Here is a 24,220-nt window from a genome sequence, read left to right on the forward strand (position 1 = left end):
GTGCGGGGCCGAGCCTAGGACACGCGCGCCGTCAAGCGCCCGGATCGAGTTCGAACACCATGCCGGCGATCTCGACGTCGTCGCCTGGCGCGAAGCCGTGCTCCTCGAGCGCGCGGATGACGCCCATGCGCTCGAGGCGGTGCTCGACGTGCGCGGCCGCCTCCTCGTTCTCGACGTCGAAGCGCGCGAGCAGGCGCTCGACGCGCGGGCCGCTCACCCGGAACAGCGTGTCGTCGACGCGCTCGACGGTGAAGCCGCGGTCGCTGCCCGGCCGGAAGACCTTGTGCTCGGCGAGCGCCTCCTCGGCCGGCAGCTCCTGCACCGCCTCGGCGGGCTCCACCTCCGGCACGCGGTGCAGCAGCTCGATCGAGAGGTCCTCGAGCCCCTGGCCGGTCGCGGCGCTCGTGACGAACACCGGCACGTCCTCGCTCACCCGCGCACGCCAGCGGCGGCGCGCGTCGGCCGCCTGCTCGGGCGTGACCAGGTCCGCCTTCGACAGCGCCAGCACGCGAGGCAGCGCGGCGAGCCGCTCGTCGTAGGAGCGCAGCTCGTTCTCGATCGTCTCCCAGTTGGTCACCGGATCGGACCCGTCCAGCGGCGCGAGGTCGAGCACGTGGACGAGCAGCCGCGTGCGCTCGACGTGCGCGAGGAAGTCGTGGCCGAGCCCGTGCCCCTCCGCCGCGCCCTCGATCAGCCCGGGGATGTCGGCCAGGACGAGCTGGCGCTCCGCGGTGTCCAGCGTGCCGAGCACCGGCTCGAGCGTCGTGAACGGGTAGTTGCCCACCTTCGGCGCCGCGCGCGTCATGCGGCCGAGCAGCGACGACTTGCCCGCGTTGGGCAGCCCGACGAGCCCGACGTCGGCCAGCAGCTTCAGCCGCAGGTCGATCCAGCCCTCGAAGCCGGCGAGGCCGCGCTCGGAGAACCGCGGCGCCTGCCGCGTCGGCGTCGCGAAGTGCTTGTTGCCGCGCCCGCCCGGGCCGCCGCGCGCCACGACGACGCGCTGGCCGGGGACGACGAGGTCGTAGACCGTGCCGTCGGGCATCGTCACCTGCGTGCCCGGCGGCACGCGGACGACGAGCTCCTCCCCCGCCGCGCCGTGGCGCAGCGCGCCCTGGCCGTGCGCCCCGCGGCCGGCCTTGTAGTGCGCCTTGCGCTTGAACGACTGCAGGTCGCGGAGCGAGTCGTCGCACAGCAGCGTCACCGCGCCGCCGTAGCCGCCGTCGCCGCCGTCGGGCCCGCCGCGCGGGACGTGCGCCTCGCGCCGGAACGACAGGCAGCCGTTCCCGCCGGCGCCTCCCTGCACGAAGATGCGGGCCTTGTCGTAGAGCACGGATCAGAGGGTACGGTCGACGCCATGGCCGACGATCCCGTCTTCCTCATCACCGGCGCCTCCACCGGCATCGGCGCCGCCACCGCCCGCGCCGCCGCCGAGGCCGGCCACCGCCTCGTGCTCGCCGCCCGCTCCGAGGACAAGCTGCAGGCGCTTGCGCAAGAGCTCGGCGGCGACGACCGCGCGATCGCCGTCCCCGCCGACGTCACGGAGTGGGACGACAACGAGCAGCTCGTCCAGCGCACGCTCGACGCGTACGGCCGCCTCGACGTCGTGTTCGCCAACGCGGGCTTCGGCGCGAAGCGCGGCTGGCTCGAGGAGACGCCGGAGCAGTGGCGCTCGATGGTCCTGACGAACGTGCTCGGCGCCGCCTACACGGCCCGCGCGGCGATCCCGGCGCTCAAGGACGCGAAGGGCCACCTGCTGCTGACGAGCAGCGTCGCCGGCCGCCGCGCGCTGCCCGGCTCGCTGTACTCGTGCACGAAGCACGCGGTCACGGCGATGGCCGAGGCCCTGCGCCAGGACCTCAACGACACCGGCGTGCGCGTGACGTCGATCGAGCCGGGCATGGTCGACACGCCCTTCTTCGAGAGCAAGCCGTCGATCCAGGCGCTGCAGCCGGAGGACATCGCGAACGCGGTGATGTACGCGGTCGCGCAACCGCCGCACGTCGACGTCAACGAGATCCTGATCCGCCCGACCGCGCAGCCGGGCTGAACGGGAAGCGGTCTACTCGGCGTCGGCGGGCACGACGTTCACGACGCGGCCACGGCGGCCACGGGTGAACTCGACGGTCCCGGCGGCACGCGCGTAGAGCGTGTCGTCGCGACCCATGCCGACGCCCTCGCCGGCCTTGAAGCGGCTGCCGCGCTGGCGCACGATGATCTCGCCGCCGGTGACGACCTCACCAGCGAAGACCTTCACGCCGAGGCGCTGACCCGGGCTGTCGCGCCCGTTGCGGGAGGAGCCGAGGCCCTTCTTGTGTGCCATCTACTTCTTGCTCCCAAGCGAGGTGATCTCGATGCGGGTGAGCTCCTGCCGGTGCCCGTTCTTGCGACGGTAGCCCTGCTTGGAGCGCATCTTGAAGACGGTGAGCTTCGGCCCGCGCTCGTGCCCGACGATGCGAGCCTGCACGGAGACCTTGGCAAGGCCGTCCTTGTCGAAGACGGTGTCGCTGTCGCGGAAGAGCAGCGGCTCGAGGTCGACGGTCGCGCCCTCGTCGCCCTTCAGGCGCTCGACGAGGAGCTGCTGTCCCTCTTCGACGCGGTACTGCTTGCCGCCGGTCTTGACGATCGCGTAAGCCATTTCGAGCGGGTCAGGATAGCGAGCGCACCGCGGCAGCCAGCTGCGTGGGCGCTTCTTCGGGGATGTAGTGCTTCGCGCCCGGCAGCTCGACCACCTCGGCGGCCGGGAACAGGCTGCGCCAGCGGGCCAGCTCCGCCGCGCCGAACGCGGGATCGGAGTCCGGCCAGACGAGCGCCGCGCGCTTGTCGCGCAGGCGCGGCAGGTCGTGCTCGACCGACCGCAGGAACGCCGCGCTGTCGATGATCTGCTTCGGGAAGACCGCCGTCGGCTCGCGCGACTCGGCGGTCGGGAACGGACGCCGGTAGTGCTCCATCACCGCGGGCGCCAGCTCGCGCGAGGTACCGCCGGGGATGATCTGCTCGACGAAGACGTTGCGATGGCGGATGAGCTGGCGGCCGACCGGCCCGCCGAGCGCACGCGAGAAGACCCACGCCGAGCGGCGGGTCATGGGCCACGCCCACGTGTTGCCGATCACGAACGCGTCGAAGCGGTCCGGGTGGCGGCCGGCGACGGCGAAGCCGATCGGGCCGCCCCAGTCCTGGACCACGAGCGTGACGCCGCGGAGGTCGAGCTCGACCACGAGCCGCTCGATGACCGCCGCGTGCTCGACCGGTGTGAAGCGGTAGCCGCCGGCCGCCGTCGACAGCCCGAAGCCGGGGTAGTCGGGGGCGATGCAGCGGTGGCTGTCGCGGAGCTCCGCGATGACGTCGCGCCACAGGAAGGACCACGTCGGGTTGCCGTGCAGCAGCAGCACGACCGGCCCCTCGGAGGGGCCTTCGTCGACGTAGTGCAGCCGTCCGCCGTGCCCGAGGTCCAGCCAGCGGTCCTCGAACGGGTAGAGCGAGCGGTCGACCCAGTCGACCGCCGCCACGCTCATGAGGACTCGGCCGCGCCGGTCTTCGCGCCCGACGAGCGGCGGCGGCCGCCCCGGCGCCCGCGGCGCCGCTTGGCGCCCGCGCTCATCTCCTCGGCGGCGTTGACGGGCTCGCCGTCGTCGCCCAGCAGCAGCGCCCGCGCCTCGGTCCGCCCGACCTCGGTCAGCCGGACGAGGCGCCGCTCGCCGACGAGCGGGCCGGCCCCGACGACCGAGATGACGTAGCCGTCGATCTTCGCCACGGCGTCGTCGACGTTGTACATGTGCGGCTCGACGATCTCGACCATCACCTCGTCGCCGTCGCGCCACGGGATCGCGCGCTCCTCGACCTCGTCGCGCTTGCCCTCCATGACCACGTCGAAGTGGTCGATGGGCAGGCCCTCGGAGCCGGTGAAGTGGAAGAACTTGCCGGTGTCGGCCTCGATCTCGTGCAGCACGCGCGCGCCGTCGCCGGTGAACTGCGACGAGACCTTCGGGTTCATCTGGATGAGGAACGCCTCGGTGCCCTTCTTGGCCTTCGCGGCGAGCTCGCGCAGGTGACGCTCGATCTCGATCGCGATGGTCTCCTCGGACTTGATGACGCCCTCGCCGTCGCAGGTCGGGCAGGCGCGGGACATGATCTCCCGCACGCCCTCCGTGACGTTCTGGCGCGTCATCTCGACGAGGCCGAGCTTGGAGATCTCCGCCGTGAACGTCTTGGTGCGGTCCTCCTCCAGCGACTTGCGCAGCGTCTTCATGACCTCGTTGCGGTTGCGCGCGCGGGCCATGTCGATGAAGTCGATGACGATGATCCCGCCGATGTCGCGCAGCCGCAGCTCGTTGACGACCGCCTCGGCCGCCTCGAGGTTCGTGCGCAGGATCGTGTCCTCCAGCCGGGCGCTCTTGCCCTTGCCGGTGAACGAGCCCGAGTTGACGTCGATGACCGTCAGCGCCTCGGCGTAGTCGATCATCAGGTAGCCGCCGCTGGGCAGGTCGACGCGCCGGCTCATGAGCCCCTCGATGACCTTCTCGACGCCGAACTTCTCGAACAGCGGCTCGTCGCCCTTGTAGAGCTCGACGTTCTCGAGCAGCTCGGGCGACGTGCGCGTGAAGAACGACGTCAGCCGCTGGTACTGCTTCTCGTCGTCGACGAGCGCGCGCTCGAAGTCGGCGGTGAAGATGTCGCGCACGACGCGGACCGACAGGTCGGCCTCCTGGAAGACCATCGCCGGCGCGGTCGCCTCCTCGGCGCGCTTCTGGAGGACCTCGTAGAGCTTGTGGAGGTAGAGCAGCTCGCGCTCGAAGTCCGCACGCTTGGCGCCGTGCGCCGCGGTGCGGACGATCGCGCCGCCGCCTCCCAGATCGAGGCCCTTGACCTCCTTGCGCAGCCGCTCGCGCTCCTTGTCCTCGAGCCGCTTGGAGACGCCGATGCCCTCGCCCGTCGGGGCGTAGACCATGTAGCGGCCCGCGATGGTGAGCTCCATCGACAGGCGCGCGCCCTTCGTCTTCAGCGGGTCCTTGACGACCTGCACGATGATCTCCTGGCCCGGCTTGAGGAGATCCGTGATCTTCTTGCCACCCTCCTTGCCGCGGCCGCGCCGGGGCGTCTCGACGCCCGGCAGCACGATCTCGTCGACGTGGAGGAAGCCGTTCTTGTCGAGGCCGATGTCGACGAAGGCGGCCTCGAGGCCGGCCAGGACGTTGTCGACCTTGCCCTTGTAGACGTTGCCGACGATGGACCGCTGACCGCGGCGCTCGAGGTAGAGCTCCGCGACGCGGTGCTCCTTGTCGTCGTTCTTCTTCTCGAGCATCGCGACCCGGGTCTCACCCCGGTCGACGCTGACGAGCACCTGCTTCTTCACGGGAGAAGTCCCTTTCGTGACGCGCGTGCCTGCGCGTGTATGGACTGAAGGAGCCCGACGGCCAGGAGCGTCGTGAGCACCGACGAGCCGCCGTAGCTGACAAGCGGGAGCGGGATGCCGGTGATCGGCATGATCCCGACGTTCATCCCGACGTTGACGAAGACCTGGAAGAGGATCATCGCGACGATGCCTCCGGCGATCAGCGCGCCGTACAGGTTCTTGGCCATGGTCAGGATGCGCAGCCCCCGCCAGACGAGGAGCGCGTAGAGCGACAGCACGAGCGCGCCGCCGATGAAGCCCCATCGCTCGCCGATCACGGCGAAGATGAAGTCGGTGTGCTCCTCGGGGAGGAAGTCGAACTCGGTCTGGGTCGCCTCGTCGCCGCGGCCGATGCGGCCGCCCGATCCGATGGCGATCTTCGACTGGTTCTGCTGGTACCCGGCCTCCGCCGGGTCGTCGCTGGGGTGCAGGAACGACGTGAGCCGGTCCTGCTGGTAAGGCTTGAGGACGTCGACGCCCACCTTGGGCATGACGACGAGCACGATCGCGATCGCCGCTGCGCCGAGGACGAAGAGGCCGAGGAAGTGCTTCCAGTTCGTGCCCGCCACGAACAGCACCGCCAGCGAGACGGCGATGTAGACGAGCGCCGAGCCGAGGTCGCCGGCCATCACGAGCGCCGTCGGGACGAGCGCGATGAGCATCGCCCGCGCCGTCGTGTGACGGTCCTGGAGCTGGCGTGACCGGTCGACGATGAACGCGCCGAGCGCGACCGCGAGCAGCACCTTGCCGAGCTCGGAGGTCTGCAGCTCGATGAACCCGAGCTCGATCGCGCGCCGCGACCCGCGGGTCTCGGAGCCGAGCGCGTAGACGGCGAGGATCAGGGCCAGCATCAGCCCGTAGATGCCGTACTTCAGCTCGCGCAGCCGCGAGTAGTCGAACTGGCTGACGACGAGCACGACGACGAGGCCGATCGCGAAGAACGCGGCCTGCCGCGACGCGACGCCGGTGACGGTGGTTGCCGAGATCGCCTCGAGCGAGCAGACGCCCAGCCCGATCGCGGCGAGCAGCAGGATCGGGTCGAGCCCCAGGAGCAGGCCGCGGCCGCGCCGCTCGCGATCGCGGGCGCGTGCCGTCGTCGGCGTTTCCTTGGGATCGATGATCGGCGTCGTGGCCATCAGCGCGTACGGCTCTCCCCCGCGGCGCACTTCGACGCGGTATCGAACCAGGTCCGCAGGATGCGGCACACGGCGGGTGCCGCGCGTTCAGCACCGAACCCGCCGCGCTCGATCGTGGCAGCGACGACGATCGGCTTCGTCTTGTGCGGCACGTACGCGACGTACCAGGACTGGTCGACGAGGGCGCCGTTGTACGGGACCTCGGCGGTGCCGGTCTTGCCGTACACGGGCAGCTGGCCGTGGGGCCAGTCGGCGAAGACCGGCGTCGACGTGCCGCCGGGCTCCTCGGCCGCGCGCCGCAGGCCCTCCATCACCGCATCGCGGTAGGCCGGCTGGATGTTCACGTTGCGCGCGGCGCCCGGCTCGATCTTCTGGATCATGCGGCCGGTCTGGTCCTGGATCTCGAGGCCGAGGTGCGGCCGCGGGACGCGCCCGCCGTTGGCGATCGTCGAGTAGGCGACGGCCATCTGCAGCGGCGAGATCGCGACCTCGCCCTGGCCGACCGCGAGGTTCGCGTTGTCGCCGAGGTTGTACGGACGGACGTCGACGACGTAGCAGGCGCGGCCCTGCTGCTCGGGCTTGGCCCGGCACTTGCGCTCCTGCTTGTTGATGACGTCGCGCCACTTCTGGTCGGGGATGAGGCCCTTCGCCTCGTCGCCGAGGTCGATGCCCGTCTTGCGCCCGAGGCCGAGCTTGCGCGCCCAGCCCTGCAGCCGCGCGCCGCCGAGCTCGAAGAGCCGCATGCCGACGGTGTAGTAGTAGACGTCCGAGGAGACCTTCAGCGCGTTCGCGAGGTCGACCGCGCCGTTCGGCGTGTCCCCCGCGTTGCACTTGTCCTGGTTGCCGACCTTGATGCAGCCCGGGTCGTTGATGATCGAGCCGGGCGTGATGACGCCGGCGTCGAGGCCGGCGATCGAGGTGATCGGCTTGAACGTCGAGCCGGACGAGTAGACGCCGGCGATCGCGCGGTTGAAGAGCGGCGCCCCGTTCTCCTCGGAGTTCAGCTGCTCGTACTTCGCGCGGCTGATCGGCTTGGCGAAGACGGACGGGTCGAAGCTCGGCAGCGAGCCCATCGCGTAGACCTGCCCATTGCGCGGGTTCATGGCGACGAACGCGCCCGGCAGCCCGCCGCCGATCTGCGAGATCGCCTCCTGCCCGGACTCCTGGAGACCGAGGTCGAGGCTGAGCTTGAGGTTGCGGCCCGGGCTCGGGCGCCGCTCGCGCAGCGGCTGGTTCGGGTCGCCGCGGAACTCGCCGCTCGCGTCGACGCGCAGGATGCGCGCGCCGTCGCGGCCGCGCAGGTACCGGTCGTACGTGTACTCGAGGCCGGCCTTGCCGACGATCGCGCCCTGCTTGACGCCACGATTGCGCTTGAGCTTGAGCTCCTCGCGGCTGACCTCGCCGACCGTGCCGAGCAGCTGGGCGGCGAGCTCGTGGTGCGGGTAGGCGCGCAGGTAGCCGGTGTCGACGTCGACGCCCTTGAACTGCTCCTTGCGCTCGAGCAGGTAGCTCATGACCGACCGCGGGACGTCGGCCCGGATCGTGACGGCGGAATACGGGAGCTGGGCGAGCTGCTCGATGACGCGGCGGTGGATCGTGCCCGGCCGCATGCTCAGCACCTTCCCGAGCCGCTTGTAGCGCGCGGAGAGCGTCGGGCTGCCGATCGGCGGCAGCGGGACGGTCGCGTCCTTCAGCGCCGCGCGGGCGCGCCTGCCGCGCTTGCCCTTCAGGTTCTCGGCGTCGCGCTTGCGGCGCTCGAGCTGGCCCATCTTCTGGCCCCACGTCGCGGCGTCGGTGATCGTGTGCTCCGGCAGGTCCTGCGGGAGGATCTTCACGATGTTCGACGGGCGGTTGTCGACGAGGACGCGGCCGCTGCGGTCGACGATCTCGCCGCGGGGGGCCGGGATCCGGATCTCGCGCGTCCGGTTCTCCCGGGCCTGCACGACGTACGTGTCCCCCGAGAGCACCTGCAGGAACCACAGGCGGAAGAACAGGATCGCGAACAGCGTCAGCGCGATGCCGCCGATGACGGCGACCCGCAGCGCCATGTGCGGCGTGACCGGCGGACGCCTCTCCTCGAGCCTCACGGGCTGATCAGCGGCGACAAGCCGGGCCTTCTCTGCCGCCTGCGCCGCTTGCGGCCGCCGTCGGGCAGCGCGGGCGCGAGGATCCGCCTGACCGCGGCGTGCACGGGCAGGGCGAGCAGGGTGTTGATGAGCGCGGTGCTGATGATCTGGCGGACGAGCTCGAAGCTGACGGGCGCCTCGACGCCGAGCAGGAACTGCAGCAGCGAGAAGCCGGTGAGGGACAGCAGCGTGGCGATCGCGCCGATGGCGAGCGGCAGCAGCGTCGCGTCGGGGTCGCGCAGCAGCTCGCGCAGCCGCCCGCCCCAGTAGCCGATGCCGAGCTGCACGAGCGACGAGACGCCGAGCGTCTGCAGCAGCGCAAGGTCGACGAGCAGGCCGAGCGCGAAGCCGAAGATCGCGCCCGGCACCGGGCCCGCGAGCAGGCCGACCGAGACGACGACGAGCGGCGTGATGTCGGGCTGGGCGCCGAACAGCGACAGCTGCGAGAGCATCGCCGTCTGGATCAGCACGGCCAGCAGCGAGAGCGCGGCCAGGCGCAGGCCGAGGTGGACCGGCTGGCTCACAGGGCGGGCTCCGTGAGGATCTGGACGACCTCGAGGTCGCGCAGGTCGGCGAACGGGCGGACGTGGATCGTTCCCTCATCCTCGTCGACCTTGTCCACGCGCCCGATCGGGATGTCGGCGGGGAAGCGCGGCTGGAAGCGCTCGGAGATGCGCCCGGCGGTGACGATCGTCTGGTTCTTCTGGACCTGCTGGTTGCGGCCGAGGAACTCGAGCCGCAGGTCGTTCGGGTCGCCGACCGCGGTGCGGACGATGCCGGACGCCTTCGCCTCGTTGACGCGGGCCGAGACCGCGGAGTTCGAGTCGGTGATGAGGACGATCTGGGCGTCGCGCGCGCCGACGGTCCGGACGCGGCCCACGAGGCCGCTGCCGTCGACGACCGGGTCGCCCTCGCGGACGCCGTCGTTGGAGCCCTTGTCGACCATCACCGTCGCGTACCAGAGCGTCGGCGACTGGCTGATCACCCGCGCGGTCACGGCGCCCTGGTCCTTCAGCCCCAGCCGCTTGTCCATGCCGACCAGCGCGCGCAGGCGGCCGTTCTCGGCGAGCGCCGCGCGGGCGTCGACGATCTCGCGGCGCAGCGCGTCGCGCTCCTTCTTGAGGTCCTCGTTCTCGCCCTTGGCGTCGACGGTGTCGCCGACCCAGCCGGCCGCGTCGCGGACGGGCTTGAGGACCTTCGATGCGCCCTCCTGGATCGGGCCGAAGACCTCGAGCGCACCGCGCTCGACGGACCGCAGGCCGTCGCCGAAGGAAGCGGTGAGCAGGATCAGGGAGCAGCCGACGAGCAGCAGAAGAACCGCTCGTCGTCTGCGGATGACCTTCCGGTCGTACACGTAGGGGACAACTCCAAAGTCTGGTTCCTCAGAACCGCTTGCGGCGGTTCCTCGAGTTCTTGCTGGTGCGGTGGATGACCTCGAACTCCTCGAGCGACCGTCCGCTCCCGACCGCCACGCACGTCAGCGGCGATTCGGCCAGGTGCGCCGGCATCTGCGTCTCCTCCCGCAGGCGCTCGTCGAGCCCCTGCAGCAGCGAGCCGCCGCCCGCGAGCATGATGCCGCGGTCCATGATGTCGGACGCGAGCTCCGGGGGGGTCCGGTCGAGGGTCTCCTTGACCGCGTTGACGATCTGGGAGACGGGTTCCTCGAGGGCCTCGCGGATCTCCTCGCTCGTGAGGACCACCGTCTTGGGCAGGCCGGAGACCATGTCGCGTCCGCGGATCTCGGCCTGCACCTCCTCCTCCATGGGGTAGGCCGAGCCGATCTCCAGCTTGACCTCCTCGGCCGTCTGCTGGCCGATCAGAAGCTTGTACTCGCGCTTGGCGTAGTTGATGATCGCCTCGTCGAGCTCGTCGCCGCCGACGCGGATCGACTGGCTCACGACGATGCCGCCGAGGCTGATCACGGCCACCTCGCTCGTGCCGCCGCCGATGTCGACGACCATCGAGCCCGTCGGCTCGCCCACGGGCAGGCCGGCGCCGATCGCGGCCGCCATCGGCTCCTCGATGAGGTAGGCCTGACGGGCGCCCGCGCTGAGGCACGCCTCCTCCACCGCGCGCTTCTCCACCCCGGTCACGCCGGAGGGGACGCAGACGACCACGCGCGGATGGGCCCACCGGTTCTGGTGGACCTTCTGGATGAAGTGCCGGAGCATCTCCTCCGTGACGTCGAAGTCGGCGATCACGCCGTCCTTGAGGGGACGGATGGCCTGGATCGTCCCGGGCGTCCGCCCGAGCATCCGCTTGGCCTCGATCCCGACCGCGTGGACCTCGCCGGTCCGGGAGTCGATCGCCACCACCGACGGCTCCGACAGGACGATCCCGCGCCCACGCACGTAGACGAGCGTGTTCGCGGTGCCGAGGTCGACCGCCATGTCGCGGCCGCCGAACCCTGTCAGGTAGGAGAAGAAGCCCATGGTGAGGAGCCGAGAAAGGCTGCAAACCGGCCCTTGGGACCGGTCTCTCGGCGGGCGGGAGTCTACTGCCCCACCGTCAGCAGGCCGGGAGCGAGATCGAGCAGCGCGGCCACCGGAAGGCCGACGACGTTGAGGTAGTCGCCTCTTATCTCGCGGACGAGGGCCGCTCCATGGCCCTGGATCGCGTAGGCACCGGCCCGGCCGTGCCATTCGCCAGTGTCCACGTACCACTGCAAGATCCCTGTCAGGTCACGGAACACCACGTCCGTGGCCGCGTCGGCAAGCGTCGTGGTCCCGTCGCGGACGAGCGCGAGCCCGCTGAACACGGTGTGGGTGCGGCCGCTGAGGCGCCCGAGCATCTCCGCCGCGTGCGCTGCGTCACGCGGCTTGCCGAAGACCTCGCCGTCGAGGAAGACGTCGGTGTCGACGCCGAGGACGACGGCGTCGCCCGAGGGGGTCTCCCCTCCGCGCGCGCCCTCGCCGGCGAGCCGCCGCCACACCTCCTCCGCCTTCCGCCGGGCGTTCTCCCTCGCGAGCTCGCGGGGGTCCCCGGCGTCGAGCTCGTCGACCCCGCTCACCTCGACGGTGAACGGGATCCCGAGCTGCGTCAGGATGGCCCGCCGCTGCGGCGAGCCCGACGCCAGTACTAGCTGCCGAAGAACAGGTTCGCCTCGCGCTCGGCCGACTCGTCGGAGTCCGAGCCGTGGACCATGTTCTGGCCGACCTCGGTCGCGAAGTCGCCGCGGATCGAGCCGGTCGTGGCCTCGAGCGGGTTCGTCGCGCCGATGACCTGGCGGGCGGCCTTCACGGCGTCGTTGCCCTCGAGCACCATCGCGACGATCGGGCCGCTGGTGATGAAGTCCACGAGCTCGCCGAAGAAGGGCTTGCCCTCGTGCTCGGCGTAGTGCTGCTTGGCGAGGTCCTCGGTGACGGTCATGTGCTTCAGCGCGGCGATCTTCAGGCCCTTGCGCTCGAAGCGGGCGATGATCTCGCCGGTGAGGTTGCGGGCGAAGGCGTCTGGCTTGACCAGGATGAGCGTGCGCGACATAGGCGCGAGACCCTAGCCGGGGCGCGGACCCGGAGCCCGCCGGGTCCGCGCCAACCGTTCTGCCCGCGTCAGCCGGCGGCGCAGCTGAGACGCGGGTTCCAGTCGTCGAACATGCCGCGCGGGTTGTGGCTCCACAGCCAGGCGTGCAGCTCGTAGAACGGCGGCAGGCCGTAGCGGTTGCCGGCGCCGATCGCCTCGAACTCGCGGCCGAAGAGCGACGGCGGATCGTCGTGGGTCGCATCCCAGTCCGCCTGGAACACGACGTACTCGACGGCCACCAGCCGCATGCTGCCGTTGGCCTGCGGCTCGTAGACGAGCGCCTCCGGTGTCGCCGCGTTCACCGCGCCGTCGGGCACGATCGCGCCGAGGGCGAAGTGGACGCCCATCGTGCCGACGCCGGGGTTGTCGATGCAGGCGATCCCCGCCGCATCGGTGAACAGGCCGTAGCCGTCCGCCTGCGCGGCGGCCAGGCGGTGGTACTGGGCAGTCGCCGCCCGGGCGCTCGCAAGCTCCTGCTGCGACGACTTGGCCGCGGCGGGCGCGGCCGGGACGATGACGGCGATGATGCTCGCAGTGGTGGCGAGCAGCGGTGCGGTCCTCATGATGGGCTCCTCCTTGAACGAGAGCGGGTTCGTTCCGGTGCCCTCGGATGCAACGCCACCGAAGTGGGCGGCGCATCGGCACCGTCACCCATGTCGGGCGGACGCGGTGCCCGGGTTTGGCGCGTTCGTCCGGTACCACCATCAAGTACCATGCGGTTCCGAACCATGGCACCAGAGCGACAAGGCACCCCGTTCCCCTTCGAGGGGCCCGTTCCGCCGGACCTGCTGATCGACCGCAGTGACGAGCTGCGCACGCTCGCGCGGCGCGCCGGCGACCGCGTCAACGTGCGCCTGGCGGCGCCGCGGCGGTACGGCAAGACGTCGCTGCTGCTCGCTCACGCGGCCCAGCTGCGCGAGACGGGCTGGCGGACGGTGCACGTCGACTTCCACCGGGTGACGGACCTCGCCGACGTCGCACGCCGGCTGGCGGCCGCGTATGCGCCGCTGGACCTCACCTTCGTGCGCAGCCATCTCGCGGGGCTGCTCAACCGGCTGGGCGTGTCGCTGAGCGCCGCCGGGCCCGCAGTGACGCTGGCCGCTCGGCCGGCGACGTTCGACGCGGGGGCGGCGGAGACGGTGGTGCTGCGCCTGCTCGATCTCCCGAAGACGCTGCACGACGGCGACGCGACGCCGACGCTGGTGGTGTTCGACGAGTTCCAGGACCTGCTCGTCGCGCGCCGCGACCTCGACGGGCTGCTGCGATCCCGCATCCAGTACCACGGCGATGCCGCCGCTTACGTCTACGCAGGGTCCGAGCCGTCGCTGATGCGCGAGCTCTTCGACAGGCGCGAACGGCCGCTGTTCGGCCAGGCCGATCCGCTGACGATCGGCGACCTGCCCCTGGACGAGACGCTCGCCGACCTCGCGGCCCGCTTCGCCGCCGAGAAGCTTGATCCCGGCGCGGCGCTGGGCGAGGTCGTGACCTTCGCCGGCGGCCACCCGCAGCGGACGATGCTGCTCGCCTACCTTCTCTCCGACGCCCTGGCGGACGGCGCGGAGGCGACCCCGGCGCTCGCCGACACGGTCATCGACGCGGCGCTGGACCGGACCGAGCCGGTGCACCGCGCGACGTGGCAGCAGCTCGGTGCGACCGAGCGGATCGTCCTCGCCGCCGTCGCCGACGGAGGCGCGCCCACGAGCCGCCAGCTCGCCGCGACCCACGACGTCTCGCGCAACGCCCTCGCGGCCGCGGCCGACCGCCTCGCCGACCAGGGCCACCTCGTCAGGCGGCCGAGAGACAGCCGCGTCGTCGACCCGCTCTTCGCCGAGTGGCTCCGCCGGAGATGAGACGCCGCGGAGGGTCGTCGCCCCGGGAGGTTCTTCGCCGCCGAGGGTCTCTTACTGCGGCGGGGCTTCGCTGAAGGGCTCGAACGCCGCGGTCTCTTCGAGCGTGGGCTCTGACCGGCGGGAGCGGCGGTTGCGGCGGGGCTGCGGGGTGACGCCCGGGATCTCGGCCTCGCAGTACGGGCAGAGCTTCCACGACGGGTCGAGCGGCTTCGCGCAGTTGTGGCACGGGTCCTTGAGCTTGCGCATGCAGTTCGGGCAGCGCAGGAAGTCGGACTTCACCTCGAAGTCGCAGTGCGGGCACAGGTGGTAGTCGAGGGCGTGCATCCGGGCCTCGGCGGCCTGGATCTCGAGCTCGCGCTCGCGGACGTCGTCCAGGTACTCCGGCGGCCGCACGATCATGTAGACGATCGCGCCGACGAACGGGAAGAGGATCGCGGCCGCCGTGGCACAGCCGATGAGCATCGGGTCGGCGATCCGACGTCGCGCGTCGGCGAACGTCCAGTACGCCAGCGCGAGGTAGATCACGACGAGGAAGAGGATCAGGAGGTTGACGGCCAGGTTGAGGCCGTCCGACTCGATCCCGAAGACCGCGAGCATGCGCAGAGGCTAGCCCATGCCCCCGACGCCACGATCCACCCGGCTCACAGGAAGAGCCGACCGAATCCGTAGCCGATCGCGAAGAAGATGAGGATCGTCAGCGCGACGATCGCCGCCACGGCGAGGACCATCGCGATGACGGACGGCCCCTCGTCGTTCACAGGCGTGATCTCCTCTCCCCGGCCCCCGGTGGGCGGAGAAGATCGGCGACGAGGTAGATCGAGCCGGTCGCCAGCACCGCGCCGTCCGGCCCGGCGAGGTCGCGCGCCCGCGCGAGGGCCCGGTGCGGGTCGCCCTCGACGACCGCCTCCGGCCCGCCGAGCTGCGCGGTCAGCGACGCCAGGGTCGCCGGCGACAGCGCCCGCGGGTTCGCGTTCGAGGTGCACACGAGGTGATCGAGGATCGGCACGAGAGCCGAGAGCATCGCACCTGCGTCCTTGTCGTCGAGCACGGAGACGACCCCGACGAGCGGTCTCGGCACGTCGCCGCGCGAAGAGGGCGCGGCGGCGCCGCCCTCCGCGGAGATGTCTTCGGCCGCCCCCAGGGACGCGGCGAGCGCCTGCATCCCTCCGGGGTTGTGGGCTCCGTCGAGGATCGTCAGCGGGTCGTGGCCGACGACCTGGAAGCGGCCGGGGACGAGGACCGACGCCGCGGCATCCGTCACCGCGGCGGGGTCGAGCGACCCGAGCAGGGCCTCCGCGGCCGTCTCCGCCAGGGCGAAGTTGCGGCGCTGGAAGCGGCCGAGGGCGGCGAGGACGAGCTGCGCCGGCACCGGTTCGGCGGGCGCCTCGACGACGCGGCCGGCCGGCGTGCCCGCCGCCTCCTCGCGGGCGTCGGGATCGAGGTCGGCCCCGAGGACGAGCGTCGAGCCCGGCCGGACGACCGCGAGCTTCTCGCGGGCGATGTCGCGCACCGTCGGCCCGAGCCAGCGCGTGTGCTCCAACCCGACGTTCGTCAGGACGGCGACCTCGCTGGGGATGACGTTCGTCGCGTCCCAGCGCCCGCCGAGCCCCGCCTCGACGACGGCGACCTCCACGCCGGCCCTCGCGAACTGCGCGTACGCCGCGGCGGTCAGCGCCTCGAACTGCGTGACCCGGTCGCCCTCCTCGAGCGTCCGGTCGACCTTCTCGGCCGCCCGCGCCACCTCCTGGATCGCCAGCGTGAACGACCGCTCGTCGAGGTCCTCGTCGGCGATGCGGATCCGCTCGCGGAACGACACGAGGTGCGGCGACAGGTACGCGCCCGTCCGGAACCCGTGGCGCTCGACGATCGCCGCCGTCATCCGCACCGTCGAGGACTTGCCGTTCGTCCCGACGACGTGGATCGAGCGGAACCGCTCCTGCGGCGAGCCGAGCACCGTGAGCAGGCGCCGCATCCGGTCCAGGCCGAACCGCATGCCGAACAGCTCCCGGCCGAGGAGCCACTCCTCGGCCCGCTCCGCGCTGGTCACCGCATCCGCGTTCACAACGCCGCCAGCTCCGCCTGGTACCGGGCGAGCTTCTCCCGCTCGCCCTCGACGACCGCCGGCGGCGCCTTGGCGACGAAGCCCTCGTTCGAGAGCTTCTTCTCCAGCCGGGCGATCTCGCCGTTGAGCCGTTCGACCTCCGCCTGGCGCTTGCGCTCGATCGCACCTGGATCCAGCTCGGCGACGGGCGCGAAGTCGACGACGCCGCCATCGACCGGGACGGTGACGCCCGACGGGAGGTCTCCGTTGAGATCGAGCCGGACGAGCTTCGCGATGAGGTCGGAGGTCTCGTCGTACCCCTCGGCCCGCAGGCGCGCGGGAAGGCGCGTCGAGGGCGGCACGCCCTGCGACTCGCGGAACGTGCGGAGGGTCCGGATCGTGGTGATGACGCGCGAGATGGCCGCTTCGGCGGCGTCGTCCTCGAGCGAGGCGTCGCGCCGCGGCGCCTCGTGCTCGGCGAGCAGCCCTTCCCACCGCAGCGACCAGATCTCCTCGGTCACGAACGGGATCACCGGATGCGCGAGCGCCAGCGTCTCGCGCAGCACGTGCAGCACCGTCGCCTGCGCGTCCTCGTCGCCCTCGTACAGCCGCGGCTTGACGAACTCGAGGTACCAGTCGCACAGCTCGCTGAACACGAAGTCGTAGAGCCCCAGCGCCAGCTTCGCGAAGTCGAACGCCTCGATCCGGGCGTGCGCGTCGGCCTTCGCGTGCTGCAGCCGCGTGAGGATCCAGCGGTCCTCGACCGTCGCCGGCCGCGGCGCCGGCTCGACCGTCTCAGGCGCGTTCAGCAGGATCAGCCGCGCGGCGTTGAAGAGCTTGTTCGTCAGCGCCGAGCCCTGCGCGACCTTCTCCTCGCTGAACCGCACGTCCTGCGTCGAGGACATCGCCAGCAGGCCGAAGCGCACCGCGTCGGCGCCATAGGCGGGGAACGAGCCGCCCTCGGTGAAGACCGCCGGCCGCTCGCCGCCCTCGATGAGGTCGAGCGGGTCGATGCCCGTGCCGAGCGACTTCGACATCCGCCGCCCGTCGGGCGCCTGGATGACCGAGTGCACGTACACGTCGGTGAACGGCACGTCGCCGCGGAAGCGCAGGCCGAACATGACCATCCGCGCGACCCAGAGGAAGAGGATGTCGCGCGCCGTCGACAGCACGTCGGTCGGGTAGAACGCGCGCAGCTCGGGCGTGTCCTGCGGCCAGCCGAGCGTCGCGAACGGCCACAGCCCGCTCGAGAACCACGTGTCGAGGACGTCGGGATCCTGCTCCCACCCGTCGCCCTCCGGCGGCGTCAGGCCGCAGTAGCGCTCGTCCTCGCCGCGGTACCAGACCGGGATCCGGTGGCCCCACCACAGCTGCCGCGAGATGCACCACGGGCGGATGTTCTCGAGCCACTCGATGTACCGGCGCGACTGCGACTCCGGGTGGATGCGGACCCGCCCGTCGCGGACCGCCTCGATCGCCGGCTTGGCCAGCTCGTCCATCCGCATGAACCACTGCAGCGAGATGAGCGGCTCGATCCGCTCGCCCGAGCGGTGCGAGTACGGCACGGCGTGGACGAGCGGCTCCTGCCCGCGGATCCGGTCGCCGAGCGCGGCGACGACCGCCTCACGCGCCTCGAGCGCCGTCATGCCCTCGAACTGCGCGCCCGCCTCGGCGGTCATCCGGCCGTCCTCGCCGATGACGCTGACTGCCTCGAGGCCGTGGCGCTGGCCGATCTCGAAGTCGTTGGGGTCGTGCGCCGGCGTGATCTTCAGGCAGCCGGTGCCGAAGTCCATCTTCACGTACTCGTCGGCGATGATCGGCAGCTCGCGGCCGATGATCGGCAGCGTCACCGTCGTGCCGATGAGGTGCTTGTAGCGCTCGTCGTCGGGGTGCACCGCGACCGCGGTGTCGCCGAGCATCGTCTCCGGCCGCACCGTCGCGATGACGACCTCATCCGAGTACGCGATCTCGTAGAGCGTGTCGGTGACCTCGCGCTCCTCCACCTCGAGGTCGGAGACGGCCGTGCCGAGGCCCGGGTCCCAGTTGACCATGTAGTGGTCGCGGTAGTTGAGGCCCTGGTCGTAGAGGTCGACGAAGACCTTCAGGACGGCCTCGGCGTAGCCCGCGTCGAGGGTGAAGCGCTCGTCGTCGTAGTCCAGCGACGCGCCGAGGCGCTTGAACTGGCCCTGGATGATCCCGCCGTGCTCGCGGGTCCACTCCCACACTGCGTCGTTGAAGCGGTCGCGGCCGAGGTCGGCGCGTGTCGTCCCGTCGCGGGCGAGCCTCTGCTCGACCTGCTTCTGCGTGGCGATGCCGGCGTGATCGGTGCCGAAGATCCACTTCGTGCGCCGGCCGAGCATCCGGTTGTGCCGGATGAGCACGTCCTGGATGGAGCCGTTCAGGGCGTGCCCCATGTGCAGCGCGCCGGTGACGTTCGGCGGGGGGACCGCGATCGAGAAGTTCTCGCCGGGCGTCCCGCCCGGCTCGGGGTGGAACAGCCCCGACGCGAGCCAGCGCTCGACGATGCGCGGCTCCACCTCCGCGGGGTCGTAGCGCTTGCGGTCCTCGAGTCCGGCCATGGAGCCGGAGTCTATGGAGCGGCTTCGCTCAGCCGCCGGCGGCGTCGGCGTCGGTGGTCGTCGTCCGACGCCCAGTCAGCGCGCCGGTGTCGGCGGTGCCGTCCGTGGACGTCGTCGTCGTGTCGGTCGTCGTCGGCGCCGTCGTGGTGTCGTCCTTGGGCTTCGGCCCGCGCGCGGCCGGCGGCGACGGCTTGACGCGCGCCGGCGCCTTCTTCTTCACGGGCTTGCGCGTGGCCCCGCGGTTCGTGCGGCGCTCGGCCGCCGAGGACGACTTGCCGGCGGAGCCGCCGGAGCCCTGGCCGACGCGCTTGCCGTTGTTCGACGAGCTCGAGCCGCCCGCGTTGCCGCTCTCGCGCGGCCCGCGCGCCGGCGCCTCGTCGCTGCGCGAGCGCTCGTCGCCCTTGCGCTTGCCGCCGCTGGCCTCCTCGCCGCGCCGGCCCTTCGACCGCGTCTCGTTGCGACGCGTTCCCCGCTTGGAGTCGCCGCTCTTGCTGCCGGACCCCTTCTCGTCCTTGCGCCCGTCCGAGCCCGGAGCGGTCGCGGGCGAACCGTCGGGGCCGCGGTCGTCGCCGTCCGGCGACGCGTTGCGCGGCACGCCGGTGGCGTCGTCGACCTGGTTGGGCAGGTCGACGCCGACGGCCTCGAAGGGCGCGGTGACCGGATCGGGAAGGTCGACGCCTGCGAACGCCAGCCCGCTCGGCAGCGCGACGACGGCGAGGCCTGCGGCCAGCGCCGGGCGCCAGGCGCCAAGCGAGCGGCGTCGCCTGCGACGGCCATGCGTGGAGCCGAGAGGGACGTCTTGCTCCACGCGGGGGGCCGCCGCGGCGATCGCCGCCAGATGCCGTGCCGCAACCGCCTCGTCGACCGGGCGCACGTAGATGCGCCGGATGACGTCGTCGAGGTGGTCTTGAGGGGGCGGCACGGCTCCGGAGGCTCCTTCAGTGCGCGGTGAGCGCTACTACGACTGCGCCTTGGCGTCGTTCTTCGCCTGAGCGGCACCGCTCACGCACGACGCGAACGGGGTCTTCTTCTGGCCCTCGGCCTTCTTCTTCGACTCGCCCTTGCAGGTCGTGCGGGCCGACGGGGCCGTCGTGCTCGTCTCGGCAGCCTTCTGCTCGGCGGCGGCCTGCTTCTTGTAGCCGCTCACGCAGGTCGCGAAGGCGGTCTTCTTCTGGCCCTCCACCTTCTTCTTCGACTCGGCCTTGCAAGCCTGGCCAGGAGCCGAGGCACGATGGGTCTGGCCCTGGGCGCCCGGATCGGCGGGCTTCGCGGCGATGGCCGTCGACGGGATGGCGAGCGCGGCGAGCGCGGCGATGGCGAACTTCTTGTTCTTCATGGAGGAGCTATCGCTCGACCGCTTCATAGGGGTACGCCCCCTCCAAGCGCCTGAGCGCCCGGCGCTGCAGCGCCTTGACCGCGCCCGGCCGCTTGCCCACCGCGCGGGCGATCTCCTCGATGGTCAGGTCGCCGAGGATCCGCAGCAGCATCACCGCGCGCTGATCGGCGGGCAGCTCGTCGATGAGCGCCCGCACGCGCTGCTCCTCGAGCGTCGCGCGCGCGTCCTCGTGGACGTCGCCGCCGGAGCCGGCGGTCTCGGCGAGCACCTCCGGCTCGGCGGGCGTGACCGGCCGGCGCCCCCGGCGGCGCAGGTCGTCGATCGCGCGCCGGTGCGCGATCGTGAACACCCAGGCGCGGAAGTCGTGCTCGTCCTCGCCCTTGAACTTGTGCAGGTCGCGGACGACCTGGACGAAGACCTCGCCGGCGACGTCGTCGGGCTCCGCCGCGCCCTGGGCGCGGACGTACCCGGTGACGACGGGCGCGAGGTCGCGGTAGATCCGCTCCCACGCCCAATCCGCCCCCATCCGGGCAGCCATGAGCACCGACGCGAACGCCTCCATCGCGATGTCAAACGCGCTTGACGCCCGCGAGTTGGCGGGTCAGTGCCGGCCGAGTCGCTTTCGAAGCTGACGGGCGCCGACGACGCCCGAGACGTCGCGGCCGAGCTTGCGGACGTCGACGTGCCGGAGGATCTCCAGCACCTCGCGCCGCTCATCCGCCGTCAGGCGGCGCGGGTCGCCCTTGGACTTGCGCACGAGCGCGGTCAGACGGCGCCGCTCCTTGGGCGGCACGTCGTCGCGGAAGCGGTTGACGACCAGCGTGGCGACCTCGAGGACGAGGCGCCAGGGGATCGTGCGGACGTTCGAGGGGACGCGCGGGGGCACGGGACGGCGCTAGGCCGATTCCTCGCGGAGGGCCTGGTGCTCGCCGGTCTCCGGCGCGGCCTCCGTGACGAGCGTCGGCGGCAGGCCCGCCTCCACCGTCTCCTTCGTCACGACGACCTTCTTGACGTCGCGGCGCGAGGGCAGCTCGAACTGCACCTCGAGCAGGATCTCCTCGATGATCGAGCGCAGGCCGCGAGCGCCGGTCTCGCGCTCGAGCGCGCGGTCGGCGACCGAGGTGAGCGCCTCGTCGGCGAACACGAGCTCCATCCCGTCGAAGCCGAAGAACCGCTGGAACTGCTTGACGAGCGCGTTGCGCGGCTCGGTCAGGATCGTGACGAGGTCGTCGCGCGAGAGCTGGTGGATCGCCGAGACGACCGGCAGGCGGCCGACGAACTCGGGGATGAGGCCGTAGTTGACGAGGTCCTCCGGCAGGCACTGCTCGAAGACCTCGCCCTTGTCGCGGTCGATCTTCGACTCGATCGCCGCCCCGAAGCCGACGCCCTTGTGGCCGATGCGCCGCTCGATGACCTTGTCGAGGTTCGCGAACGCGCCGCCGCAGATGAACAGGATGTTCGTCGTGTCGATCGACAGGAACTCCTGGTGCGGGTGCTTGCGGCCGCCCTGCGGCGGGACGGAAGCGGTGGTGCCCTCGAGGATCTTCAGCAGCGCCTGCTGCACGCCCTCGCCGGAGACGTCGCGGGTGATCGACGGGTTGTCCGCCTTGCGGGCGATCTTGTCGACCTCGTCGATGTAGATGATCCCCGTCTCGGCCTTCTTGACGTCGTAGTCGGCGGCCTGGATCAGCTTGAGGAGGATGTTCTCGACGTCCTCGCCGACGTAGCCGGCCTCCGTCAGCGCCGTCGCGTCGGCGATGGCGAACGGGACGTTGAGGATGCGGGCGAGTGTCTGCGCGAGGAGCGTCTTGCCGCAGCCGGTCGGACCGAGCAGCAGGATGTTCGACTTCTGCAGCTCGATGTCCGAGTCGTCGGCCTGCATCATCTGCACGCGCTTGTAGTGGTTGTAGACCGCCACCGACAGCGTGCGCTTGGACTGCTCCTGCCCGACGACGTACTCCTCGAGGACGTCGTAGATCTCGCGCGGCTTGGGGAGGTTGTCGAGGTCGAACGACGGCGGAGCGGTGAGCTCCTCGTCGATGATCTCGTTGCAGAGGTCGATGCACTCGTCGCAGATGTAGACGCCCGGTCCGGCGATCAGCTTCTTGACCTGCCGCTGGCTCTTGCCGCAGAAGCTGCAGAGCAGCTGCTCGTTGCTGTCGGTCGGACGTGCCATCGGTTGCTCTCTCCCCAGAGTTCCCGGCTAGTGCGACGCGATCACGCGATCGACGATGCCGTAGTCCTTGGCTTCGTCGGCCGACATGAAGTAGTCGCGCTCGGTGTCCTTGCGGACCTTCTCGTACTCCTGCCCCGTGTGCTGGGCGATGATGTGGTCCAGGCGCTGGCGGATGTCGATGATCTCCTTGGCGTGGATCTCGATGTCCGTCGCCTGGCCCTGGAAGCCCGACGAGACCTGGTGGATGAGGATCTTCGAGTTGGGCAGCGCCATGCGCTTGCCCGCGGCGCCGCCGGCCAGCAGCAGCGCGCCCATGCTCATCGCGATGCCGACGCAGATCGTCTGCACGTCGGGCTTGATGAACTGCATGGTGTCGTAGATCGCGAGACCGGCGTACACCGAGCCGCCCGGCGAGTTGATGTAGATCGAGATGTCCTTGTCGGGGTCCTCGCTCTCCAGGTGGAGCAGCTGGGCCACGATGAGGTTCGCGATCTGGTCGTCCACGGGCGTGCCGAGGAAGATGATCCGCTCGTTGAGCAGACGCGAGTAGATGTCGAACGCACGCTCACCGCGAGACGTCTGCTCTACCACCATGGGGACGAGTGGGCTCATGATCCTCCGCTCAGTTTCGCCTCGTCGGCGCGAATCCTTCCGGCCAGCCTACCAACGGGCTTCCGACGGCTTCGTAGGTGGTCGGCGGATGTCCCTCCGACCTTGAATCGGTGCTACGAGGACTGCTCGGCGGGAGCGGTCGGCTTGGCCTGCTCAGTCACTAGGTCGACGGCCTTGCGGGCCGCGATGTCTTCCTTGACCGCGTCCAGGCGCCCCTGGCTGCGCAGCTGCTCGAGCAGCTTCTTCGGGTTGCTGCCGCCCTGCTCGGCGGAGTCGGCCAGCGCCTCGAGCACCTCGTCGTCGGAGACCTCGATGCCCTCGGCCTCGACGATCGCGGTGAGGACCGCCTCTCGCTTGAGCGCCTGCTCGGCGTCGGGCTTGGCCTCCTCGAGCAGCTCCTCCTCGCTCTTGCCCGCGATCTGCAGGTAGGCGTCGCGGGAGATGCCGCGGTGGCCGAGCGAGTGCAGCATGTTGTCCCAGAGCTCGCGGGCGCGGGCCTCGACGAGCGCGCCGGGGACGTCGACGGTCGCCTTCTCGACGGCGGCGTCCAGCGCGGCCTCGCGGAACTCCCGATCGACGGCCTGCTCCTCGGCCTCGGTGAGGCGCTTGCGGATGTCGTCGCGCAGCTCGTCGAGCGAGTCGAAGCCGGCGGCTTCGACGGCGAAGTCGTCGTCCAGCTCGGGGAGGGTCTTGCGCTTGACCTCCTTGACGGTGACCTCGAAGACCGCGTCCTTGCCGGCGAGGTGCTCCGCGCCGTAGTCGGCGGGGAACGTGACCTCGACCTTGCGGTCCTCCCCCGCGCTCGCGCCCGTGAGCTGCTCCTCGAAGCCGGGGATGAGCCGGCCGGAGCCGAGCTCGAGCAGCTGGTCGCGGCCGGTGCCGCCCTCGAACTCCTCGCCGTCGATCGAGCCGACGTAGTCCATGACCACGAAGTCGCCGTTCTCGGCGGTGCCCTCGTGGGTGTCCAGGCGCGCTAGGCGCTCGCGCAGCGCCTCGATCTCGCTGTCGACGGTCTCGTCGTCGGCCTTCGGCTCGCGCCGCGGGACCTCGAGGCCCTTGTAGTCGCCGAGCTCGGCCTTCGGGCGCACGCCGATCTCGAACGAGAAGGCGAGCGACTCGCCCTCGCCCGGCAGCGTGTCGGGCAGGTCGAGGCTGGGGTCGCCGATCGGGCTGATCGACGCGTCGTCGATGGCGTCGACGTACCAGCGCCCGAGCGAGTCGCGCACGGCCTGGTCGACGACCGCCTCGCGGCCGACGCGCCTGATGACGACCGGCGGCGGGACCTTGCCCTTGCGGAAGCCCGGGATGCGCAGGTCGCGGCCGATGGCCTTGGCGGCCTGCTCGACGCGCTTCTGCACCTCCTCCGGCGGGACCTCCGCCTCGACGCGGACGCGCGACTCGGGCAGCTCGGTGACGGTCGTCTTCATGGCGCGCTCGACTGTAGCGTCCAGGGGGC

At 71.2% G+C, this 24,220-nt stretch carries 25 protein-coding genes; 2 read left to right on the top strand and 23 right to left on the bottom strand.

Annotated features, from left to right (window positions below; all coding sequences use genetic code 11):
* Positions 1-31 precede the first annotated feature (31 nt).
* Positions 32-1,330, bottom strand: a complete 1,299-nt coding sequence (gene obgE / locus AC1UE4_RS08630) for a GTPase ObgE (RefSeq protein ID WP_482916813.1) — start codon at positions 1,328-1,330, stop codon at positions 32-34.
* Between the two features lie 24 nt (positions 1,331-1,354).
* On the opposite strand from obgE, the gene AC1UE4_RS08635 reads away from it, so the two are divergent.
* Positions 1,355-2,047 (top strand): SDR family oxidoreductase, encoded by a 693-nt coding sequence (locus AC1UE4_RS08635; RefSeq protein ID WP_482916814.1) that lies wholly within the window; start codon positions 1,355-1,357, stop codon positions 2,045-2,047.
* A 12-nt stretch (positions 2,048-2,059) separates the two neighbouring features.
* Here AC1UE4_RS08635 and rpmA read toward each other — a convergent pair whose 3' ends face one another.
* From rpmA to AC1UE4_RS08695, 12 genes are all read right to left on the bottom strand, one after another.
* A complete protein-coding gene (gene rpmA / locus AC1UE4_RS08640; RefSeq protein ID WP_482916815.1) occupies positions 2,060-2,320 on the bottom strand; it encodes a 50S ribosomal protein L27 in 261 nt (86 codons plus the stop codon).
* Positions 2,321-2,635, bottom strand: coding sequence for a 50S ribosomal protein L21 (gene rplU / locus AC1UE4_RS08645; protein WP_482916816.1), 315 nt, complete (start codon positions 2,633-2,635; stop codon positions 2,321-2,323). It abuts the gene before it with no gap.
* 10 nt (positions 2,636-2,645) lie between these two features.
* Complete coding sequence (locus tag AC1UE4_RS08650; RefSeq protein WP_482916817.1) at positions 2,646-3,512, bottom strand: alpha/beta fold hydrolase; 867 nt, start codon at positions 3,510-3,512, stop codon at positions 2,646-2,648.
* Positions 3,509-5,350 carry an Rne/Rng family ribonuclease gene (locus tag AC1UE4_RS08655; protein ID WP_482916818.1) on the bottom strand — a complete coding sequence of 614 codons (1,842 nt, stop codon included), beginning with the start codon at positions 5,348-5,350 and terminating at the stop codon, positions 3,509-3,511. Before AC1UE4_RS08655 ends, AC1UE4_RS08650 begins: the two co-directional genes overlap by 4 nt.
* The gene (gene rodA / locus AC1UE4_RS08660; RefSeq protein ID WP_482916819.1) at positions 5,347-6,525 is read right to left on the bottom strand and encodes a rod shape-determining protein RodA; all 1,179 of its coding nucleotides are present in this window, start codon (positions 6,523-6,525) and stop codon (positions 5,347-5,349) included. Before rodA ends, AC1UE4_RS08655 begins: the two co-directional genes overlap by 4 nt.
* Entirely contained in the window at positions 6,525-8,612 is a 2,088-nt protein-coding gene (locus tag AC1UE4_RS08665) for a penicillin-binding transpeptidase domain-containing protein (protein ID WP_482916820.1), read from the bottom strand. The genes rodA and AC1UE4_RS08665 overlap by 1 nt, the downstream gene beginning before the upstream one ends.
* Positions 8,609-9,175 (bottom strand): rod shape-determining protein MreD, encoded by a 567-nt coding sequence (mreD, locus tag AC1UE4_RS08670; RefSeq protein ID WP_482916821.1) that lies wholly within the window; start codon positions 9,173-9,175, stop codon positions 8,609-8,611. The genes AC1UE4_RS08665 and mreD overlap by 4 nt, the downstream gene beginning before the upstream one ends.
* Entirely contained in the window at positions 9,172-10,005 is an 834-nt protein-coding gene (mreC, locus tag AC1UE4_RS08675) for a rod shape-determining protein MreC (protein ID WP_482916822.1), read from the bottom strand. Before mreC ends, mreD begins: the two co-directional genes overlap by 4 nt.
* A 28-nt stretch (positions 10,006-10,033) precedes the next feature.
* Complete coding sequence (locus AC1UE4_RS08680; protein WP_482916823.1) at positions 10,034-11,083, bottom strand: rod shape-determining protein; 1,050 nt, start codon at positions 11,081-11,083, stop codon at positions 10,034-10,036.
* A 62-nt stretch (positions 11,084-11,145) separates the two neighbouring features.
* Entirely contained in the window at positions 11,146-11,727 is a 582-nt protein-coding gene (locus AC1UE4_RS08685) for a Maf family protein (protein ID WP_482918222.1), read from the bottom strand.
* Positions 11,728-11,729: 2 nt separating this feature from the next.
* Positions 11,730-12,131: a nucleoside-diphosphate kinase gene (gene ndk / locus AC1UE4_RS08690; protein ID WP_482916824.1), complete on the bottom strand. Its 402-nt coding sequence runs from the start codon at positions 12,129-12,131 to the stop codon at positions 11,730-11,732.
* Positions 12,132-12,199: 68 nt separating this feature from the next.
* The gene (locus AC1UE4_RS08695; RefSeq protein WP_482916825.1) at positions 12,200-12,733 is read right to left on the bottom strand and encodes a hypothetical protein; all 534 of its coding nucleotides are present in this window, start codon (positions 12,731-12,733) and stop codon (positions 12,200-12,202) included.
* Between the two features lie 165 nt (positions 12,734-12,898).
* On the opposite strand from AC1UE4_RS08695, the gene AC1UE4_RS08700 reads away from it, so the two are divergent.
* A complete protein-coding gene (locus tag AC1UE4_RS08700) occupies positions 12,899-14,020 on the top strand; it encodes an ATP-binding protein (RefSeq protein WP_482916826.1) in 1,122 nt (373 codons plus the stop codon).
* Between the two features lie 51 nt (positions 14,021-14,071).
* On the opposite strand, the gene AC1UE4_RS08705 is transcribed toward AC1UE4_RS08700, so the two are convergent.
* The 10 genes from AC1UE4_RS08705 to tig form a co-directional block, all read right to left on the bottom strand.
* Positions 14,072-14,617 carry a zinc ribbon domain-containing protein gene (locus AC1UE4_RS08705; protein WP_482916827.1) on the bottom strand — a complete coding sequence of 182 codons (546 nt, stop codon included), beginning with the start codon at positions 14,615-14,617 and terminating at the stop codon, positions 14,072-14,074.
* A gap of 157 nt (positions 14,618-14,774) precedes the next feature.
* Complete coding sequence (locus AC1UE4_RS08710) at positions 14,775-16,067, bottom strand: bifunctional folylpolyglutamate synthase/dihydrofolate synthase (protein ID WP_482916828.1); 1,293 nt, start codon at positions 16,065-16,067, stop codon at positions 14,775-14,777.
* Positions 16,068-16,078: 11 nt separating this feature from the next.
* Positions 16,079-18,640: a valine--tRNA ligase gene (locus AC1UE4_RS08715; RefSeq protein WP_482916829.1), complete on the bottom strand. Its 2,562-nt coding sequence runs from the start codon at positions 18,638-18,640 to the stop codon at positions 16,079-16,081.
* Positions 18,641-18,668: 28 nt separating this feature from the next.
* A complete protein-coding gene (locus tag AC1UE4_RS08720; protein WP_482916830.1) occupies positions 18,669-19,562 on the bottom strand; it encodes a hypothetical protein in 894 nt (297 codons plus the stop codon).
* Positions 19,563-19,598: 36 nt separating this feature from the next.
* Complete coding sequence (locus AC1UE4_RS08725) at positions 19,599-19,976, bottom strand: hypothetical protein (RefSeq protein WP_482916831.1); 378 nt, start codon at positions 19,974-19,976, stop codon at positions 19,599-19,601.
* 7 nt (positions 19,977-19,983) lie between these two features.
* On the bottom strand, positions 19,984-20,538 hold the full coding sequence (locus AC1UE4_RS08730; protein ID WP_482916832.1) for an RNA polymerase sigma factor: 555 nt from the start codon (positions 20,536-20,538) through the stop codon (positions 19,984-19,986).
* A 39-nt stretch (positions 20,539-20,577) separates the two neighbouring features.
* The gene (locus AC1UE4_RS08735; protein ID WP_482916833.1) at positions 20,578-20,862 is read right to left on the bottom strand and encodes a hypothetical protein; all 285 of its coding nucleotides are present in this window, start codon (positions 20,860-20,862) and stop codon (positions 20,578-20,580) included.
* A 9-nt stretch (positions 20,863-20,871) separates the two neighbouring features.
* Positions 20,872-22,152 carry an ATP-dependent Clp protease ATP-binding subunit ClpX gene (gene clpX / locus AC1UE4_RS08740; protein WP_482916834.1) on the bottom strand — a complete coding sequence of 427 codons (1,281 nt, stop codon included), beginning with the start codon at positions 22,150-22,152 and terminating at the stop codon, positions 20,872-20,874.
* Between the two features lie 27 nt (positions 22,153-22,179).
* Positions 22,180-22,764, bottom strand: coding sequence for an ATP-dependent Clp endopeptidase proteolytic subunit ClpP (gene clpP, locus AC1UE4_RS08745; RefSeq protein WP_482916835.1), 585 nt, complete (start codon positions 22,762-22,764; stop codon positions 22,180-22,182).
* Positions 22,765-22,877: 113 nt separating this feature from the next.
* A complete protein-coding gene (gene tig, locus AC1UE4_RS08750) occupies positions 22,878-24,191 on the bottom strand; it encodes a trigger factor (RefSeq protein ID WP_482916836.1) in 1,314 nt (437 codons plus the stop codon).
* Positions 24,192-24,220: the final 29 nt, after the last annotated feature.

This window comes from Parviterribacter kavangonensis (assembly GCF_056863335.1).